This window comes from Acinetobacter sp. A22 (assembly GCF_030913345.1).
GTDB lineage: Bacteria > Pseudomonadota > Gammaproteobacteria > Pseudomonadales > Moraxellaceae > Acinetobacter > Acinetobacter junii.
In genome coordinates this window covers 876225-894768 of record NZ_CP133162.1, presented here as the reverse complement: position 1 = coordinate 894768, position 18544 = coordinate 876225, and the positions used below count along the sequence as shown (strand labels likewise).

The window sequence follows — 18544 nt, the reverse complement described above, 5'->3', positions numbered from 1 at the left end:
AACCAGAAGGTGAGCATATGTTTGTCCAATTAGATCATTTGAAAACCAAAGATTTACAATCTAATCTTGATGCCATACAAGCTGTATTTGAAGTTTTATTGTTTGATTTCACACATCAAACAGAATCTTCCAATACGCTGACTATTCATCAACAGATGCTATTGAATTGTGAAAGTTTATCATTAGAAAGAACGTCATACTTGAACTCACTAGCCATAGAGGAATTAGATCGTAGCCTTGTAGATCTTGATCGTTTGGACAGACCAGATTTATTTTCTGGACATAATTGGTTTTTGAGCTTATTAGACGCAATCATTGATCCACCATATGGAACAACCCTTGCCCCGTCTCATCGGGCAGCATTCTTCAAAACATTCACGCAATTATGTCTTTTAACTGAAAAAGACTGTGAAATATATGATTGGGCTGGCTACCCAGGTAGTGGTCGAGATAACGATTCCGAATGGAATGATTATTTTGAACCCGGCCGAGAATGGTGGGGGAATTGGTGCCTAACTCTCTACTCACCACAGCAAAATAAAGGCTGTTTACTACTTGCAAGCTCGACAGATTAAAGAATAAATTTTTAGGAAAATAAAAGATGAAACTCGCAGAAGCACTTTTACTTCGAAGCGATCAACAAAAAAAGCTCGCTTCGTTAAAACAACGAATCAACGCCAATGTATTGATACAAGATGGTGATGAACCTAGTGAAGATCCAAATGAACTGATCAAACAGGTATTTGCTTTATCTCAAGAAAGCAATCAATTGATTAGTCGTATTCATTTGACCAATGCACTAGCAAGACTTGAAGATGGCAAAATATTGCTATCACTTCTAAGCTCAAGGGATAGTTATGCGGAACAGCATAATATTCTGATTAATGCGATTGCTAATACCCATCGTGAACCCGACCGTTATAGCGCTCGTGAAATCAAGTGGCAGAAAGTTATCCCAGTTTCTAGTTTACAAAAACAAGCTGATGATATCAGTGCCAAACTGCGTGATATAAACATCAAGATTCAAGCTGTAAATTGGCATATCGATTTAGTCGAATAGACAACAAATTTTGTGGATTTAGTTCACAAGCACAGTTTGGACATACTGGGCGAGTACAAGATCCCGCTTTACTCCGATCTGAGGGATTGAAAATAATTCAGGCGGCTATGGCAGCATGTGAGCCGTGCATCAATCTTCACTGATTAGGCTCAGCACCATGTACCTAGCAAACCTTTGCCAAAAGCAAAGTCACGCGTTACTTCGCATTACCATGTACTGACAGTATGTTCATTAAATTAGAAAATAAGGAAAATAGAAGTGAATAAAGCTTTGGCAAATATGTCAGCGACCATCCAAATTGATGGTTCACAAGGTGAAGGTGGCGGACAAATTTTAAGAACTGCCCTTGCTCTTTCGATGATTGCAGGTCAAGCATTTGAATTAATCAACATTCGTGCTGGGCGTAAAAAGCCAGGCTTAATGCGTCAGCATTTAGTCTGTGTACAGGCATCTCAACACATCAGCCAAGCTTATGTGGAAGGTGCTGAACTGCATAGCCAGCGTTTGTACTTTGCACCACAGCATGTACAAAATGGAAAATACCAATTCCAGATTGGTTCAGCTGGAAGTACAACACTGGTTTTGCAAACTCTTTTACCTGCTTTGTTATTGCAAAATGAAGCAAGTGAATTAGCTATTTCTGGCGGCACTCACAACCCGCTTGCGCCTACGGCAGATTTTATCGAGCATTGCTTTTTACCAGCATTAGAAAAACTTGGAATAGCGGTCGAGTTTAAATTAAATAAAGCAGGCTTCTTCCCGATTGGTGCTGGTGAAATTCAAATCAAGATTCAGCCTTGGCAACATCGAAACAAACTAAATTTATTATATCGTGGTGCTTTGCAAAGTACTGAGGCTTTTGCAGCAGTACTCAACCTTTCCGAAGAAGCACAAATTGCACAACGGGAACTTGCAACGTTAAATAAAAGATTGAAATTAGATACTCAGCAGCAATTCCATTTAAATGGCATCAGTCAAGGCAATACAGCGTATGTCAAAGTTGAACATCAACATCACGTTCAGCTATTCACAGCTTTAGGTGAAATGCGCAAAAGTGCAGAACAAATAGCCAATCATTTGGCTGAACAGGTGAAGCGATATATTGCTTCTCAAGCTGTAGTAGATGAGTATTTAGCGGATCAGTTACTATTACCTTTGGCATTGGGGCAAGGTGGTGAATTTACCGCACAATGTATTAGCGAACATACCCGCACACAAGCCGTGATGATTGAAAAATTTATTGATTGTGAAATTGAATTTATTGAACTAGACAAAAATCTGTTTCAGGTCATTGTCAAAGTTTAAGAAGCTCATGAATGAGCTTCTTTTCTATGAAATTTATCTTACAGATTCCAAAGCCGTGACCAATAATTTCCAGCATTTCTCTACCGTATCTACTTTAACTCTTTCACCTGGTGCGTGTGCACCTTGAATATCAGGGCCAAAAGATACCATCTGTAAATCTGGATAGTGTTCAGCAATAATTCCACACTCCAAACCTGCATGTATGACTTTTAAATTCGGCTCAATTTCAAATGCAGATTGATAAGCTTGTTGCAGACATTTCAACGCAGCTGAATCTGGATTTGGTGTCCAACCCGACACCAACGGCGTTAACTCAGACTGAATTTCAAAATTGGCAAAGTGCAGTTGGATATTCTGGGCAAATGTTAGTGCTTCTTGGTTCACCATAGAACGAACCATAATTAAAGTCTTCGCCTCATCTTTAGTCAGTTTGACCACACCAATATTATTCGAGGTTTCAACCACATCAGGTAAAGCACGACTCCACTGTGAAATACCATATGGACACGTTGCCAATGCCTGCAACCAAGCTTGTTGCTGCGGCAATGTAATAACTTCATCAATCTGATTGGAATTTTGCTGCACGATGATTTGCAACTGATCATCAATACCTTGTAACTTTTTTTGCCATTCAGCTTGTATCACAGCAACTGCTTTTTCTAGCTCAGGTAATTGTCCCGATTTAATTGCAATTGTTGCTACAGCTTCACGTGGTATAGCATTGCGTGCGGTTCCACCGATAAACTCAACCAATCGTCCATTTGTTTGCGATAAATAATCATTCAGGAAATTGGCTAAAATCACATTGGCATTACCACGCCCCAGATGAATATCAACACCTGAGTGACCACCTTTTAGTCCAGATACAAGTAGATCGATATAGACTAAATCATCCGATGCTGCTTCATATTGAAGTGAATTTCCTACTTCTAGATCAATACTGCCTGCGCAGCCAAGATAAAGCTCGCCCCATTCTTCGGTATCAATATTAAATAGCCATTGCCCTGTTAAAACACCCGACTCAAGCAAACGAGCACCGCTCATTCCTGCTTCTTCATCAATAGTGAGTAGGACTTCAATCGGACCATGCGCAACATCATTTGATTCTAATACAGCAAGTGCAAGTGCTACTCCGATACCATTATCTGCGCCCAATGTCGTGTTTTCAGCAATAAGCCAGCCATCTTTTAATACAGGTTGAATGGGATCTTTAAAGAAATCATGTTGAGTACCACGATTTGCCTGAGTCACCATATCTAAGTGTCCCTGCAAAATCACACCTGCAACTTGCTCTCTACCCGCTGTAGCAGCTTTTCGAATAATTAAATTACCAATGTCATCAACATAGGTTTCTAGGTTGCGCTGTTCCGCCCAATCTTTTAGATGTTGTCTTAATTGTTGTTCGTGTTTTGATGGTCGTGGAATCGTACACAAAGTCTCAAAATGTCGCCAAACCACTTGGGGAGATAGTTTTGAAAAATCAAACTGTATCATACAGTTATACTCACAAAAAAATGTATATGATGGATTTAAATATACTTAAATCATTAAAAAGTAAATATTCAATCAACGTAAATTTAGTTTATTTCTTAGCTTAAAACCTACGTCGATTTTTAATAAAAATGATCAATCATTCCTTAGTAAACTAAAAGTGATAACTAAATTTCACGAACTAGGCGGAATCCCCACATGATCGAACGTGCTTGGGAAGTTACATAAGCATTTCGATAGGCTGTTCGAGCATTATAAGTGTTGTATATCCATGCACCTCCACGTAACACAGGAAAATTACATTGTCCGTTATTCTCCTCTCCCCAAATACGATTAGTTACAGGTGCATTCTCATAATTTGAGTGCCAACAATCATCTACCCACTCCCGTGCATTTGCTGTCATATCGTATAAACCAAAATTGTTTGGTATAAACTTCCCAACAGGTGAGGTATAAGCATAGCGATCAGTACAATTAAATAAGTTCCACGAGCTTGTTTGTGGCAATGCAGAAACTGTGGTTGGATCTAACACATTTGCATATCTACAAGCTTGATCTCGATTCAAATCATCACCCCAGTAAAATGCAGTCGAAGTTCCTGCACGAGCAGCATATTCCCATTCGACCTCTGTAGGTAAACGGTAGGTTTGCCCTGTTTTTTTGGATAACCACTCTGCAAATGCTCTCCCATCTTCACGGCGCACACATACAACAGGATCTTGCGGCGTTTGGTTCATACCTGCGTTAGTTGGGTTTAAATCATCTCGATACCACATATTAAAAACCCCATCACGTGCTTCCCAATTACGACAGCCTTGTACCTGCCAGCCAGTTTCCTTTTGGAATGCTTGAAACTCTGCAAGGGTTGTTTCATATGTAGACATAGCAAATGGCTTTTCGATTCTCACCATGTGTTGAGGCAATTCATACGGTCGCGACTGAGCAGGAACATTTTGTTGTTGTTGCTCTTGCAGATTTCCACCCATCAAAAAACTACCAGATGGAATAACCGTCATTTCTGGACAAAAACTATCCGAACAATCTTTAAACTTTGATTTTTCTGGTGTTGCTTCATTAATATTTGTATGTGTTAAAGCTGCTAATTTAATTTTAGGATTCATATTAGGGGGATTATTTATTTGACGAATCAATAAATTTATAGTCCCTTGCCATTCGCTTAACATCTCTCTTAACATCGCTGGTCTTTCAATGCTTACCCCAGTTCCATCATAATCTGGAGCATTACATCTAGCTCTTAAAGTAGTGGACTCTTCAGTAAGCTGGACAAGTTTTGGAATAATTTGCTGTTCCAATAACAAACTTAAGTTATTTGTACTATTAAGCTTTGTTCTTAATTCTAAAGCTGATTTCTCAGCAATCTCTGCATCATTGATCACCTTTGAATAAACACTATCACATTGATTTTCTTGCCATACTAAATTTTGACTAAGTGTTTGTAGTGACGAAATTGGTCCATCGACTAGTTTTTGGTTAAAAGCATTGTTAGTTGTATTTTTATCATCGCTATTACATGCCGCAAGTAAAGAAACGAACAATACACTAAAGCCTTTAAGATAATTACTAGATATAGTGGTCATATTAATTCTCTGGAAAAGTATTATGAATAAAAGGAGGAGATTGAGTAATTCTTTGTTAAAAAACATTTTTAAATTAATAGAAAAGTAGTTCAAAATTCAAACACTATTATTTTTTTCATTTGTTAATTTTTATTAAATAATGTCACTATAAAAATAAATATTTCTAATTAATATTAATAAAAAAAATGGATCAACAGATTTGTTATCCACTTTAGATATATAGAGCTAAAAAATATGTAATTAAGATTTCCAAACAAAATCAGAAAAACTATGTTCAGCTTTTAAACTATTTTCAACAGCTTGAGCTAATTGACGAATGATGCTTTGTGTCTCTATACGTTCAAACCATGCTTGTTCTTGCTGTGGATTGGCTGAAATTTGACACAAGATATGTCCTTCCACATCTTGCTGAGAACATAAAATAGAGAGTGGCAAATGATGGTTATCTATACGAACTTCAATCTTTTGATGTTCATGTCGAATGTGTTGAGCATCAAAACCATATTGTTCTAATTGCTTATACAATAACGCTGCTACATACTCTTGAGTAATGTAACATTCATTCGGTGGATGATCGATCAATCCATGTTTTGGGCAATCTGCTATGAATTGCAACGTTCTCATGGTATTCCCTCTATTTTTATGTTTTTTAACTCTGGATCGCAGAGTAAAGCCTACTGCAGCGGTATGAATTATTATATATACAATTGTCTTTAATTGATTAGCCGATTGACTTACTTCTTATTCAAATTTTAGGAATTTCGACCCGATTAGATATGTACAAAGCAAAACTTAATTATTTTTCAATCGAGATGAGAGATTTGAAACTTTATTGTTATAAGTCAGCTTGAGATAGCAGCATTTATTGAATTAAATGCTGCTATCTTACACATTATTGGTTCACAACTTGTAAATCCAAACCAGCAGCATTTGCTAGTTCAGTAAAAGTTGGGAAACTAGTCGCAACTGTCTCTGTACCATGAATTGTAATCGCACCAGCAGTTCTTAAACCAGCAATACTAAAACTCATTGCTATGCGATGGTCATGGTGTGATTCAATCTCACCACCATTAAAGATTGCAGACCAATCACCTGATTTGCCCTTACCTTCGATAATGATACCGTCTTCTGTTGGCGTACAATCGATGCCCATGATTTTCAAACCATCTGCCATCACTTGGATACGATCAGATTCTTTGACACGTAATTCAGCAGCGCCAGTTAATACTGTTTGACCTTCCGCACATGCTGCAGCAATGAATAATGCTGGGAACTCATCAATTGCTAAAGGTACTTGATCTTCAGGCATGTGAATGCCCTTGAGTGTACGAGAACCTTTGATATGAATATCTGCGATAGGTTCGCCGCCTGCGATACGCTCATTTTCTACCGTCAAATCAGCACCCATCTGTTTAAGAATTTCGATCACACCAGTGCGTGTTGGATTGATCCCAACAGCTTCAAGAACTACATCAGCACCTTCTGTGATTGCGGCACCCACCATGAAGAAGGCAGCCGATGAGATATCAGAAGGAACTTGAATATCAGTACCGACTAACTTACCACCACCCACAAGTGAGATTTTATTGCCTTCGGTTTTCACATCATAACCAAAAGCACGCAACATACGTTCTGTGTGATCACGCGTTGGCTCTGGTTCTGTTACCGAAGTTTCACCTTCAGCCCATAGACCTGCTAGTAAAATACCTGATTTGACTTGAGCAGAAGCCATTGGTAAGTCGTAATCAATACCCTTTAAAACTTGGCTACCCGTAATGCTAACTGGTGGTGTACCTTTCTCACCTGTGGTTTGAATTTGCGCTCCCATCAAACGCAATGGTTTTGCAATACGTTCCATTGGACGCTTAGACAGCGATGCATCACCAGTCATGACAGAATCAAATTTTTGAGCAGAAAGCATTCCAGACAACAAGCGCATACTTGTGCCTGAATTACCCATGTATAAAGCACCAGCAGGTGCTTTTAGACCTTGCATTCCAACGCCATGAATCGTCACTTCACCATTCTTTGGACCTTCGATGCTCACTCCCATATCACGAAAAGCTTGGAGAGTTGCTAAAGCATCTTCGCCTTCCAAGAAACCTGTTACATGAGTTGTGCCTTCTGCAATCGCACCAAACATGATAGAGCGATGTGACACAGACTTATCACCTGGTACGGTGAATTTACCTGTAAATGTTTTCTTTCCGGGCAAAATGGTAAATTGCTGTGTCACCTTGTTTTTCTCCATCAAAGGTTTTTTGGCTAACATATGATTAAAGTGTTGGCGTGCAGCTTGCGCATGGCCAAGCAAACCCATCAATGCTTGTGAATCTTCTTGTTCAATCAGTTTCTTTAAAACTGATAACTGCTGTTCAAAACCCTCTACAGCATTCAAGATTGCAGTTTTATTGGCAAAGAAAATGTCATGCCACATCTGAGGATCGCTTGCTGCGATACGTGAGAAATCACGAAAACCACCTGCAGCATAGCGAAAAATGTCTAAATTATCTTCACGGTTTGCAAGCTGCTCAACCAAATTAAATGCCATCAAATGTGGTAAGTGGCTTGTATGTGCAAGCACTTCATCATGCTTCTTCACATCCATGCATATAACTTCTGCTTTTGCAGCAGACCATAGTTGAATCAACTTCTCAACAGCCCAATCTGCACTAGTCGGTAGTGGCGTCAAAATCACTTTATGATTAGCAAATAAATCAACTTTACCCGCATGCACACCTGTATGTTCTGCACCTGCAATTGGATGTCCTGGTACAAAACCTATAGGTAAATTTTCACCAAAGACCGCTTTAGCAGCTTCAACCACATTACCTTTAGTACTACCAACATCTGTGATAATGACATTTTCAGTTAGGTAAGGTTTGATCTGTTCAAGTACTTTTTGCGTCGCTCTGACAGGTAAGGCTAAAACAATTAAATCTGCATCTTGAACAGCTTCTTCAGGTGTTGCATAACCGTATTGAATAAGCCCTAGTGTTTTGGCATCTTCTAATGTTTTTTTTGAGCGTGTTGACGCAACAATTTGACCAGCAAGCTGTTCTGCCACAATCACACGAGCAAGACTCGACCCTATCAGCCCAAGCCCAATAAATGCAACTTTATTAAATAATGGTTGAGACATAAAACATTTTGCCTATCTGAAAATCTCCCTAACCTCTCTTTTAAAAAAAGATCGGAAAGTATCTCCCTTTAAAAAGGGAGACTGGAACGGATTTAAAATAAATTGAACTATAAAACAGCGATAGGATATGAACCCAATACTCGCAATTCTTTTACATTAGGTCGAATTTCATCCAATGCTGCAGCTACATTTTCTTGATCAATATGCCCTTCCAAATCAATGAAGAAAACATAAGCCCATTTCTCAGGAAGCGCTGGACGAGTTTCAATACTAGTCAAACTAATTTTATGTTTGGCAAATGGCGCAAGGATTTCCAATAAAGCACCCGCACGATCATGTGCAGAAATCAGTAAAGACGTTTTATCATTACCACTTTGTGGAATTTTCTCACGACCAATCACAAGGAAACGTGTCGTATTTTCAGGGTTATCTTCAATATTGCTATGTAATATCTCTAGGTTATACATACTTGCAGCAATATCTGATGCAATAGCGGCAGAATGCCACTCATTGCGAATACGGCGAGCAGCTTCCGCATTTGAATTAAGCGCTACACGCTCTACACCTGGATAATGCGCATCTAACCATTTGCGGCATTGAGCAAGGGTTTGTTGATGTGCATAAATCTGTTTAATGCTGTCTTTACGAGTATTTTCAGATATGAGAAATTGATGATGAATGCGAAGTTCTACTTCACCAATCACATTTAAAGTAGATGATTTAAAGCAATCTAAAGTGTGGTTTACGATACCTTCTGATGAATTCTCAACTGGAACAACACCATAATGCGCACCACCAGCTTCAACTTCACGGAACACTTCATCAATCGTTGGCAATGGGCGCACAACTGCATCTTTACCAAAATGTTTTAGCACAGCTGAATGCGTATATGTACCTTCAGGACCTAGAAATGCAATGCTTTGAGGTGCTTCAAGTGCTAAACAAGCGGACATGATTTCACGAAATAAACGTGCCATCGTCGCATCAGACAATGGACCTTGATTACGTTCCATCACCTTGCGGAGAACTTGAGCCTCACGTTCAGGACGATAAAATAATGGGTTTTCTTCAGCTGCAAATTTCGCTTTTGCTACAGCTTCAGCCAGCGTAGCTCGACGGTTAAGTAATTCTTGGATTTGTTGATCAACACTATCTATATCATTACGAATTTGTTCTAAATTAAGTGACGTCGATGTGTTTTGTCCATCGTTTACCATTGAATGCAGCCTCAGCAAAATCATCTATATAAATGGGTTACAATTCATCTATGAACTGTTATGCGAAGCTAGTATAACAAGACTTTAACGCTTTAAACACGTGAAGATTTGACTCTTTTTGCTTAGGTCAAAGCCCTTGCGTATTTTTATAAATGGTTTTTCGCAAATCATTACAATCCCGACCTTTGTTTTTAAAATTATTCATCAAGCATCAGATTCCGCTTTATTCAATCACAACAGACAAAATTCAATCAAGTTTGATAAAATCTGTAATAAATAAAAATTGATGCCATCCATGATAATAAATATAAAAACACCTTTACTGATTAGCGTAATCGCCACAAGTCTAACAGGATGCATAGGCTGCTATAATCCAACAGGATGTAATAAAGATTCTTCACCCTATTATGTTACAACGACAACAACTCAAATCAGAGGAATAACTGTTCCTAACGCAACCAAACTCAAATACAAATCAAAAAATTCATTTCAAAAAGACCAACAGCAACATCCATTAAATGAAAAAGATTTAACAAGCATTGAACTTCCACCAAATACTGCGATCAATTGGGGAGGAATGCCCTCTTATCTATTTATCAAATTTTTTAATTCAGAAATGAACGGCTATTCTATTTATCCTGTTAAAGAGCTGAAACCTCAAACAGAAAATTCATTCGTAAAGCTCTAGAAAAGTTGTGATAGTGCATTGGACGTTACTTTGAAAAATCCAAATGATTGGTCATTTAATCCAGAGAATATGGAAGTTACAGGATGTAGTTTGAATATTCAAAAAAGAAGCCAATATAATAATCATTGGCCAAACCAAGATGAAGCAGATAAATTTCTGCTTGATATCAATCGTGCTTTACAAAAGCTCCCTAAACAGAAAACTTATCCAGTGATTCAATATTCAACAGAAGAACAATAAAAAAGCCTGCTAAAAGCAGGCTTAGGATATCAAAGTCGGCTTATGATTTACCAATCAATCCACGAGCTACGATTTCTTTCATAATCTCGTTGGTACCACCATAAATACGCTGAATACGAGCATCAACAAAGAAACGTGAGATTGGATATTCAGTCATATAACCATAACCACCAAATAACTGAAGTAAGTTATCAGATACCTTCATTTGCATATCTGTACTGAAACTCTTCAGTGCAGCAGCCGTTTCAACATCTAGCTTACCTTCCATATAAAGCTCTACGTTCTGATTGTAGAAAGCTGCTGTTGCCAACTCATCAATCTTCGCTTGAGCCAATACAAAACGCGTATTTTGGAACTGCGAAATTGCCTGACCAAATGCTTGACGCTCTTTTACATAAGCAGTAGCTAAATCAATTGCACCACGAATTGCACCTAAAGCTGTAGATGCAATTGCTGTACGTTCACGAGGCAATTCTTGCATCAAATAAGCAAAACCAGAACCAGCATTACCAAGCAATTGATCTTTAGGTACTTTAACATTATCAAAGAACAATTCAGACGTATCTTGCGAGTGCAAGCCAATTTTATCGAGGTTAGTGCCTTTCTTGAAACCTTCGAGATGAGTATCGACCAGTAGTAACGATACACCCTTAGCACGTGCTTGTGGATCAGTTTTTACTGCAAGAACAACAACATCTGCATGTTGACCATTTGAAATAAATGTTTTTGATCCATTTAGAATGTAGTGATCACCTTCTAGGATTGCACTAGTACGCATCGCCTGCAAATCAGAACCCGCACCTGGCTCGGTCATACCTATTGCACCAACTGCCTCACCTGATACCATTTTTGGTAACCAATATTGTTTTTGCTCTTCTGTACCAATATGTTGAATATAAGGAGCAGCAATTTCAGAGTGACATGAAATTGCTGTCGATAAAGCACAATATCCCGCACGAGCAGACTCTTCAACCAACATCAATGAATAATGTGTTGGCACACCATAGCCACCGTACTCTTCAGGTACATCTACACATAAGAAACCATTTTCACCCAGTAAATTCCAAACTGAGCGCGGCATAATGCCTTCACGTTCCCATTGATCATAATGTGGAGCAACATGCTCACTCATAAAACGTTTGAAGTTATCACGGAAGAGTTCCAAATCTGCATCGTAAGCTAACATCGCTATTTCCTTTCGCTTTCTTTGTTCTTAAAAGTTTGTTTCGCAGCCATGCTAATGATTTTTTAAGTTGATGTCATGGTCCGTTTGCATCAATTCGCTAGACTGATTCGGTCAATAATTTCGCTTGTAATGTTTAATATTTCGCCAAAACAAATTAAACCGAATTTATCTCAGCGTTTATTACTCAACACAGCCAACTTTATGTCATATTATTTTCTAGTTATCGATCACATCAGAATTATCATGAATACCAAACGAAATATTTATAAAACCGCAGAACATCCGTTTGCTCAATATGTTCGTATTTTAGGTAAAGGTAAAACAGGATCGCGCTCTTTAAGCTATGAAGAAGCATATCAAGCATTTAGCATGATTTTGAAAGATGAAGTGCTAGATGTTCAACTTGGCGCATTTTTAATGCTTTTGCGTGTCAAAGAGGAATCTGTTGATGAACTTGCAGGTTTTGTTCAAGCAACACGAGATCAACTCAACTTTGAATCTTTAGATGTTGATCTAGATTGGTCTTCATATGCTGGAAAACGTAAGCATTATCCATGGTTCATTCTTGCAGCTTTAACATTAGCTCATCATGGTTATAAAATTGTAATGCATGGAGCATCGGGTCACACAATTAACCGTGTTTATACTGAACAGGTGTTAGAATATTTAGGCTACCCAATTTGCCATAATCAACAAGAGGTAAAACAGCAACTTGAACAACATCATTTTGCTTACTTACCACTTGAAGCAATATCACCTATTTTAAGTGATCTAATATCACTCAGAAATGTAATGGGTCTTCGCTCACCAATTCATACACTGGCACGTTTAATTAATCCATTTAATGCAAAGGCAACTTTACAGGCAATTTTTCACCCAGCTTACAGATCATCACATCAACAAACAGCTTTTCGATTAGGCTATAAAAATAGCGCTGTGATAAAAGGTGAAGGTGGTGAGTTTGAGCGTAATCCTGATGCCAAGACTTTAATTTGTGGGATTAAAAACGGTGAGTTGTATGAGCATGAATTACCTAAACTGACACCTGATCGTAGTCCTATTGAAGAAGAACTTGATTTAGCAGTGTTTAAAGCGGTGTGGCTGGGTGAGCAAACACATGAATATGGTGAAATGGCTGTGATTGAAACAATGGGAATTGCTTTATATACGATGGGTACTGTAAATAGTTATGGTGAAGCGATGACTAAAGCGAAAGAACTTTGGGAATCTCGTTTGAGTTAAATGAGACTTATCATTAAATAAAATAGAAATGTATTAGCTCAAACCTGATCTGACAGTTACCGATATTTGCTTAAGACTGTCAGGCTAAATTTAAGCTAGTACAATTTACATATTCCTGTGATTTTTTAGCCATATATTTGCTAAAATCTCCAACTTATTTTTAGAAGTATTAAAAACCTAAATATATTAAAAAATCAGCAATAGACTCATAGAAAAAAAATGCGATTCCAAAAATAAACGTTAACAAAGATAAAACCTCATTTATAATAATTTGTTTTTTAAATTTTTCACATAAATAAATAACATTATCCTGATACAGATTTGGATATAACCTTGGACTCTTTTCTCCACGTTTTGCAAAATACGGCATCTTTTTATTACGTTTGTATGATATAAAATATGAAAACCACATCGTGGAGAATATAAAATTAAGTTGTAATACTTTTTCAAAAGAGATACCTACCTCATCTAAATATTCTTCAATACCATATATTTTTTCAGAAAGTTCTTTACTATTTTTTTTGATAAATAATAGATTATATATATACATAATAGTAACATTAACCCAATAACAAGTAAGCCAATTAAAATGCTACCATGAAAATCAACTAATTGACTTTCCATTAGCATACTCCTGTCCTTTTTTTGAGTTCATCTTCAGCCAAATCTGCACCATATTTACCCCCTCCAATCACACCTGCACCAATAACTACAGCTGTAATAGTCAAGGAAACAGGTAAGGAAATTGTATATCCAGCTGCCCCAGCCACAAGACCAATAATATAAATTACCCCTCTTGCTACAACTTTTCCGCCAAAGTTACCAACAGTTCCTCCGATAATACCACCAGCAATCTTACTACCTTCTATCACAGCTACCTTCTTTGTAAGCTCCATATCACCCGTGTTGTAGGCATCCATTGTATTTTTTAAAAAAATTGCAGCGCCTAAACCTACAACCAATTGTTTATCCATTCTTAAGCCAACACTGATTTTCCCCAAATCTACAATCATTTTATCGTAATGCTTCAAACCACCTCTTACAGCATCAGAGCGAATAAGAGAATCCGTTTTCATATACTTTCTCATTAAAGGGATTTGATTTTGAGGTTCAACGATATGTATATCTTTGAGTGCTGTACCCAACTGGCTATAAAGTGAGGCATATTTTTTCTTAAAATCTGAAAAGTGTTTAGGATTGGCAGGTCTTGAGCCCATTTGCCGTTCATTGCATGCATCAACATGATTGAATTATTGGCTTAAGTGACTTTTTCTAAAGACTGTTCTTTCTGGAACTTTAATTAATTTTTGTTAACTTTTTGTCACGCTCTATCCCCAGTGATATAAAAATTATTTTTCAATTAACAAAAAAAGATACACAAAAAAAGATACACAGAAAATAAAGTAGATCAAAATAAAATTTAGGAAAAATTTATTTTCATTTATTACCAACATAAAAATTTCATTTGTCAAATTTGGGAAAATATAATTTTTTTTCTGCTTAAAAATATGTATATATTTACGTCTCATCAAAACCACTTCGAATAAGTAAAAAATATATAAACGACCAAATGTAGTGGATATTATAAATTTATTTTCAAAATCCAAACTTAAATTGTGTATTTTATCCCCAAATAATTTTTCAGAAAAATTATCTTTCTTTTTCTTAATGAAGTATCCAATCATAATATAGAAAAAAAAGGTATATAGTCCTCCAAAAATAATTACACTAAAAAAAACAACATCTGCGGTTGGTATATTTTCTAAACTAATCATTTACAAATCTCTAAATATCTTGATGCTTTCTCTTGTATTAAATCACTACTTTGTTTTCCACCGTAATAAGCAGCAATAGCAATAATTACTATGGCACCAGCTCCTGATGTTCCAACCACTATACCAGCAATAAATCCACCTAAAGCCCCTCCAGCCATCCCTCCTGCAATTCCACCTAAAATAGTGGTTGCACCAACCACAACAGCCGTGATGGCTAACAGAAACTGATATATGTAACCAATTTTTTTAGAGGCATTAAAAACCTAAATATATTAGAAAATCAGCAATAGGCTCATAGAAAAAGAATGCAATTCCAAAAAAAATAATAAATAAAGATAAGACTTCATTGGTGATAATATGTTTTTTAAATTTCTCACATAAATAAATAACATTATCCTGATAAAGGTTTGGGCTTTTTTTTCCACGTTTAACAAAATATGACATTCGCTTAAAATATCTATACTCTATAAAATATGAAAACCACATAAATGAAAATATAAAATTAAGTTGCAGTACCTGTTCAAAAGAAACTCCCACTTCATCTAAATACTCTTCAATACCGTAGATTCTTTCCGAGAGTTCTTTACTGTTTTTCTTAATAAAAAAAAAGTTATGCACATACATATATAATAATAACATTAAACCAATACCAAGTATGCTAAGTAAAACACTACCATGAAAATCAACCAATTGTCCTTTCATTAACATACTCCTGTTTTTTTGAGCTTTTCCTATGCGAGGTCTCCTCCATATTTCCCACCTAAAATAGTGGTTGTCCCAACCACAACAAACGTGATGGTTATGAAAACAGAAACTAACATGTGTAACCAAATTATTTTCAGAAATATTAAAAACCTAAATTTATAATAAAATTTGCAATATATTTGTAAGAAAACATTATTATTCCTGTTAATATACAAATTATCTCCAACACTTCATGAATAATAATTTGCTTCTTAAATTTCTTACACAAGTAAAATACATTATCCTGATAAAGATTGGGATATAAACTCACATTTTTTTCTCCGCGTTTAACAAAATAAGACATCCGTCCTAATGATGGATATTCAATAAATCTAGAGAAAAACATAAATGAAAAGACAAAATTTAATTTCAATACAGTCTCAAAATTAATTCCAATATTATCCAAATATTCTTCAATACCATAGATTCTTTCAGAGAGCTCTCTGCTATTATTTTTAATAAACATATAATTATAAATATATAGAATTAAAAGCATTATCAAAACTAACCCTATTGAACCAAAAAGGACCCAAGCTTGGTAGATGACTAATTTTTCATTCATTTACATATACCAGTAATATTTTTTGATACATCTTCAACAGCATCTCCAATAAACATTCCACCACCAATCGTTCCTGCTCCCACAACAATAGCTGTAATAGTTAAGGAAACAGGTAAAGAGATTGTATATCCAACTGCTCCAGCCGCAGCACCAATAATATAAATTATCCCCCTTGCTGCCACTTTTCCTCCCAAGCCACCAATAGCCCCTCCTGCAATCCCTCCAGCAAATTTACTACTTTCGATCAATGCAACTTTCTTTGTCAGTTCCATATCACCCGTGTTATAGGCATCCATTGTATTCTTTAAAATAACGGAAACACCAAGCCCAACCACCAACTGTTTGCCCATTTTTAAGCCAATGCTTACCTTACCCAAGTCCATTATTAACTTGTCATAATGCTTTAAACCACCCCTTACTGATTCAGACCGTAACAGCGAGTCCGTTTTCATATACTTTTTCATTAGAGAGATTTGATTTTGGGGTTCGACAACATGCATATCTTTCAGTGCTGTACCCAATTGGCTATAAAGTGAGGCATATTTTTTCTTAAACTCTGAAAAGTGTTTGGGGTTGGCAAGTCTTGAGCCCATCTGCCGTTCATTTTCATACATCAACATGATTGAATTATTGGCTTTGGTCACTTTTTCCAAAGACTGTTCTTTCAGAACCTTTAATTCATTTTTCTTTAACTTTTTGTCACGCTCTTCCTTTTGTTCCGAACTATCGACGATTTGACCTGTACGCTCCTCAACCTGATCAAGTAGATCATCTTCACCTTTACAATATTCCTTTCTAAATTCTTCAATAGTGACTGTTTTTTTGCTGGTATTTGCCAAGGCAAGTTCAGATGCATGTGACCAATAGTCATAAAGTAAATCATAGTTCTGAGCAAAAAATGCCGCATCAAAATTTGAGGATTTTCTCAAAAGTTTTAATTTGTCCTCAACACTACTTGCTAACTGCTTATATTCACTCAGCTTAGGATCATTCCCATATTTATTTGACAAAATGACCACCTGACAAGGCTTAAGCACAGTCATTGGTCCATTGGTTGATAACTCTGGCAAATGGGCATTGTTATTTTTAAAAATCGAAAACTCTTTTGTCGTAGGAGGATATGCATAAATACGCTTTAACAGTGCATCAACTGTCTCATCTTCTCGAATTAACAGCCAACCAACTTCAACACCCTCTTTTATATAAACTTTTTGGATTTTATTTTCTTCAATAGGGGCGCTTTGCGCTTGATGGTACTTAAACTTGATCTCTGTAAACTTTCCGCTTTCAGATTGTGCTAAATGTGGCAGTATTGCCCCCTGGTACCATTTACCATCCAAGAAAACATCAACCTGAACAACCGCAGTATCATAGTTCACCTCAATTTTATGGGTTTTCATAAACTTGTTAAAAGGTGTCAGTTTAGATACATAGGTGGATTTGGCTTCAGATGTTTTTGCTGTAATCACATATTTCAAACGTGGCAAAGCAATATGTTTGGGCACATTCGTTAATACAGCTTGTGCAAGCTTAGGTTGAGGATACTTTGCCATCTTAGTTATCCAATTTCTTTATTTTGTCATTGATTGCGTGTAGATAGTAATTCTCCTGCTTATCAGTGACAAATGCCTGAGTCAAACTATTCGCATCTGTTTTTCCATAGCTTACATGCCCTTGATCATTCATTAACATGTAAGAAGTGAAAGGTAGCAACGCTTGTGTTTCAGTATCCCTCAACTCAAATTGGATTTTGTGCGACCCCAATTTAGGCATTAAAGGAATGGTCGCATGTGCATTTTCACCACTCTTCAACAAATGCTGCCCCGCCTTTACCTCGAACTTGCCACCCGTGGTTGGGAAGATACCTGAGCCATTCAGCTTGAGTTGTGATGAACCTGCGGTAATTAAAATTTCTTTTGGGCTAGTGATCTCAATTCGATCTTCAGTAGAGATAATCTTGATACCTTGCTTAGCAAGTAAATCCATACCATCGCCTTGAGCATGCATGTCAAACTTACCTTTAGCAGCTACTTGTTTGATTCCATTCTGAGCCGCGAATAAACTAACCTTGCCACTCACATGTGCAACCAAATTTCTCTGCGTACACAAATTGATACTATCACCCGCAAACTGATTAATCTGTCCATCAGCAGATAAATGAATATCATCACTGCTACTCAAACCAATTCCTGCAGGCGAGCTCAGTAGCAATAAAGCTTTATTAAATTTGGCAATTTTTTCTTCAATCTGACTAGGGCTTGTTGAGAATTAACAAAGACTACTGATTAATTTAT

At 36.8% G+C, this 18544-nt stretch carries 17 protein-coding genes and 2 pseudogenes; 5 read left to right on the top strand and 14 right to left on the bottom strand.

The window, feature by feature from the left end; translation table 11 throughout:
• Positions 1-17 precede the first annotated feature (17 nt).
• From Q9Q86_RS04490 to rtcA, 3 genes are all read left to right on the top strand, one after another.
• Positions 18-575, top strand: a complete 558-nt coding sequence (locus tag Q9Q86_RS04490; protein ID WP_112986444.1) for a hypothetical protein — start codon at positions 18-20, stop codon at positions 573-575.
• Positions 576-601: 26 nt separating this feature from the next.
• The gene (locus Q9Q86_RS04485; protein WP_112986445.1) at positions 602-1060 is read left to right on the top strand and encodes a DIP1984 family protein; all 459 of its coding nucleotides are present in this window, start codon (positions 602-604) and stop codon (positions 1058-1060) included.
• Between the two features lie 258 nt (positions 1061-1318).
• The gene (gene rtcA, locus Q9Q86_RS04480; protein ID WP_112986446.1) at positions 1319-2365 is read left to right on the top strand and encodes an RNA 3'-terminal phosphate cyclase; all 1047 of its coding nucleotides are present in this window, start codon (positions 1319-1321) and stop codon (positions 2363-2365) included.
• A gap of 33 nt (positions 2366-2398) precedes the next feature.
• On the opposite strand, the gene Q9Q86_RS04475 is transcribed toward rtcA, so the two are convergent.
• The 5 genes from Q9Q86_RS04475 to pheA all read right to left on the bottom strand — a co-directional run bounded on the left by Q9Q86_RS04475 (position 2399) and on the right by pheA (position 9813).
• A complete protein-coding gene (locus Q9Q86_RS04475; RefSeq protein WP_112986447.1) occupies positions 2399-3859 on the bottom strand; it encodes an aminoacyl-histidine dipeptidase in 1461 nt (486 codons plus the stop codon).
• Positions 3860-4023: 164 nt separating this feature from the next.
• A complete protein-coding gene (locus Q9Q86_RS04470; RefSeq protein WP_171293852.1) occupies positions 4024-5454 on the bottom strand; it encodes a formylglycine-generating enzyme family protein in 1431 nt (476 codons plus the stop codon).
• A 240-nt stretch (positions 5455-5694) separates the two neighbouring features.
• Positions 5695-6078: a hypothetical protein gene (locus Q9Q86_RS04465; RefSeq protein WP_042890975.1), complete on the bottom strand. Its 384-nt coding sequence runs from the start codon at positions 6076-6078 to the stop codon at positions 5695-5697.
• 268 nt (positions 6079-6346) lie between these two features.
• Positions 6347-8596 (bottom strand): bifunctional prephenate dehydrogenase/3-phosphoshikimate 1-carboxyvinyltransferase, encoded by a 2250-nt coding sequence (locus Q9Q86_RS04460; RefSeq protein WP_112986448.1) that lies wholly within the window; start codon positions 8594-8596, stop codon positions 6347-6349.
• Between the two features lie 107 nt (positions 8597-8703).
• Entirely contained in the window at positions 8704-9813 is a 1110-nt protein-coding gene (gene pheA / locus Q9Q86_RS04455; RefSeq protein ID WP_112986449.1) for a prephenate dehydratase, read from the bottom strand.
• A gap of 295 nt (positions 9814-10108) precedes the next feature.
• Here pheA and Q9Q86_RS04450 point away from each other — a divergent pair.
• A pseudogene (locus Q9Q86_RS04450) lies at positions 10109-10741 on the top strand (hypothetical protein).
• 40 nt (positions 10742-10781) lie between these two features.
• Here Q9Q86_RS04450 and Q9Q86_RS04445 read toward each other — a convergent pair.
• Positions 10782-11927 (bottom strand): acyl-CoA dehydrogenase family protein, encoded by a 1146-nt coding sequence (locus Q9Q86_RS04445; RefSeq protein ID WP_112986450.1) that lies wholly within the window; start codon positions 11925-11927, stop codon positions 10782-10784.
• Between the two features lie 243 nt (positions 11928-12170).
• Between Q9Q86_RS04445 and Q9Q86_RS04440 the strand changes: the two genes are divergently transcribed.
• Positions 12171-13169: a glycosyl transferase family protein gene (locus Q9Q86_RS04440; protein WP_112986456.1), complete on the top strand. Its 999-nt coding sequence runs from the start codon at positions 12171-12173 to the stop codon at positions 13167-13169.
• A gap of 169 nt (positions 13170-13338) precedes the next feature.
• Here Q9Q86_RS04440 and Q9Q86_RS04435 read toward each other — a convergent pair whose 3' ends face one another.
• The 8 genes and pseudogenes from Q9Q86_RS04435 to Q9Q86_RS04400 form a co-directional block, all read right to left on the bottom strand.
• Positions 13339-13719 (bottom strand): hypothetical protein, encoded by a 381-nt coding sequence (locus Q9Q86_RS04435; RefSeq protein ID WP_227540302.1) that lies wholly within the window; start codon positions 13717-13719, stop codon positions 13339-13341.
• 73 nt (positions 13720-13792) lie between these two features.
• Complete coding sequence (locus Q9Q86_RS04430; protein ID WP_227540301.1) at positions 13793-14386, bottom strand: hypothetical protein; 594 nt, start codon at positions 14384-14386, stop codon at positions 13793-13795.
• Positions 14387-14518: 132 nt separating this feature from the next.
• Positions 14519-14944 carry a hypothetical protein gene (locus Q9Q86_RS04425; protein ID WP_112986451.1) on the bottom strand — a complete coding sequence of 142 codons (426 nt, stop codon included), beginning with the start codon at positions 14942-14944 and terminating at the stop codon, positions 14519-14521.
• Entirely contained in the window at positions 14941-15144 is a 204-nt protein-coding gene (locus Q9Q86_RS04420; RefSeq protein WP_004954005.1) for a hypothetical protein, read from the bottom strand. The genes Q9Q86_RS04425 and Q9Q86_RS04420 overlap by 4 nt, the downstream gene beginning before the upstream one ends.
• 55 nt (positions 15145-15199) lie before the next feature.
• Complete coding sequence (locus tag Q9Q86_RS04415; protein ID WP_112986452.1) at positions 15200-15646, bottom strand: hypothetical protein; 447 nt, start codon at positions 15644-15646, stop codon at positions 15200-15202.
• Between the two features lie 145 nt (positions 15647-15791).
• Positions 15792-16250 carry a hypothetical protein gene (locus Q9Q86_RS04410; protein ID WP_112986453.1) on the bottom strand — a complete coding sequence of 153 codons (459 nt, stop codon included), beginning with the start codon at positions 16248-16250 and terminating at the stop codon, positions 15792-15794.
• Complete coding sequence (locus Q9Q86_RS04405; RefSeq protein WP_004953997.1) at positions 16247-17803, bottom strand: hypothetical protein; 1557 nt, start codon at positions 17801-17803, stop codon at positions 16247-16249. Before Q9Q86_RS04405 ends, Q9Q86_RS04410 begins: the two co-directional genes overlap by 4 nt.
• A 1-nt stretch (position 17804) precedes the next feature.
• Positions 17805-18500 (bottom strand): annotated as a pseudogene (locus Q9Q86_RS04400) (DUF2345 domain-containing protein); the annotation flags it as partial.
• Positions 18501-18544: the final 44 nt, after the last annotated feature.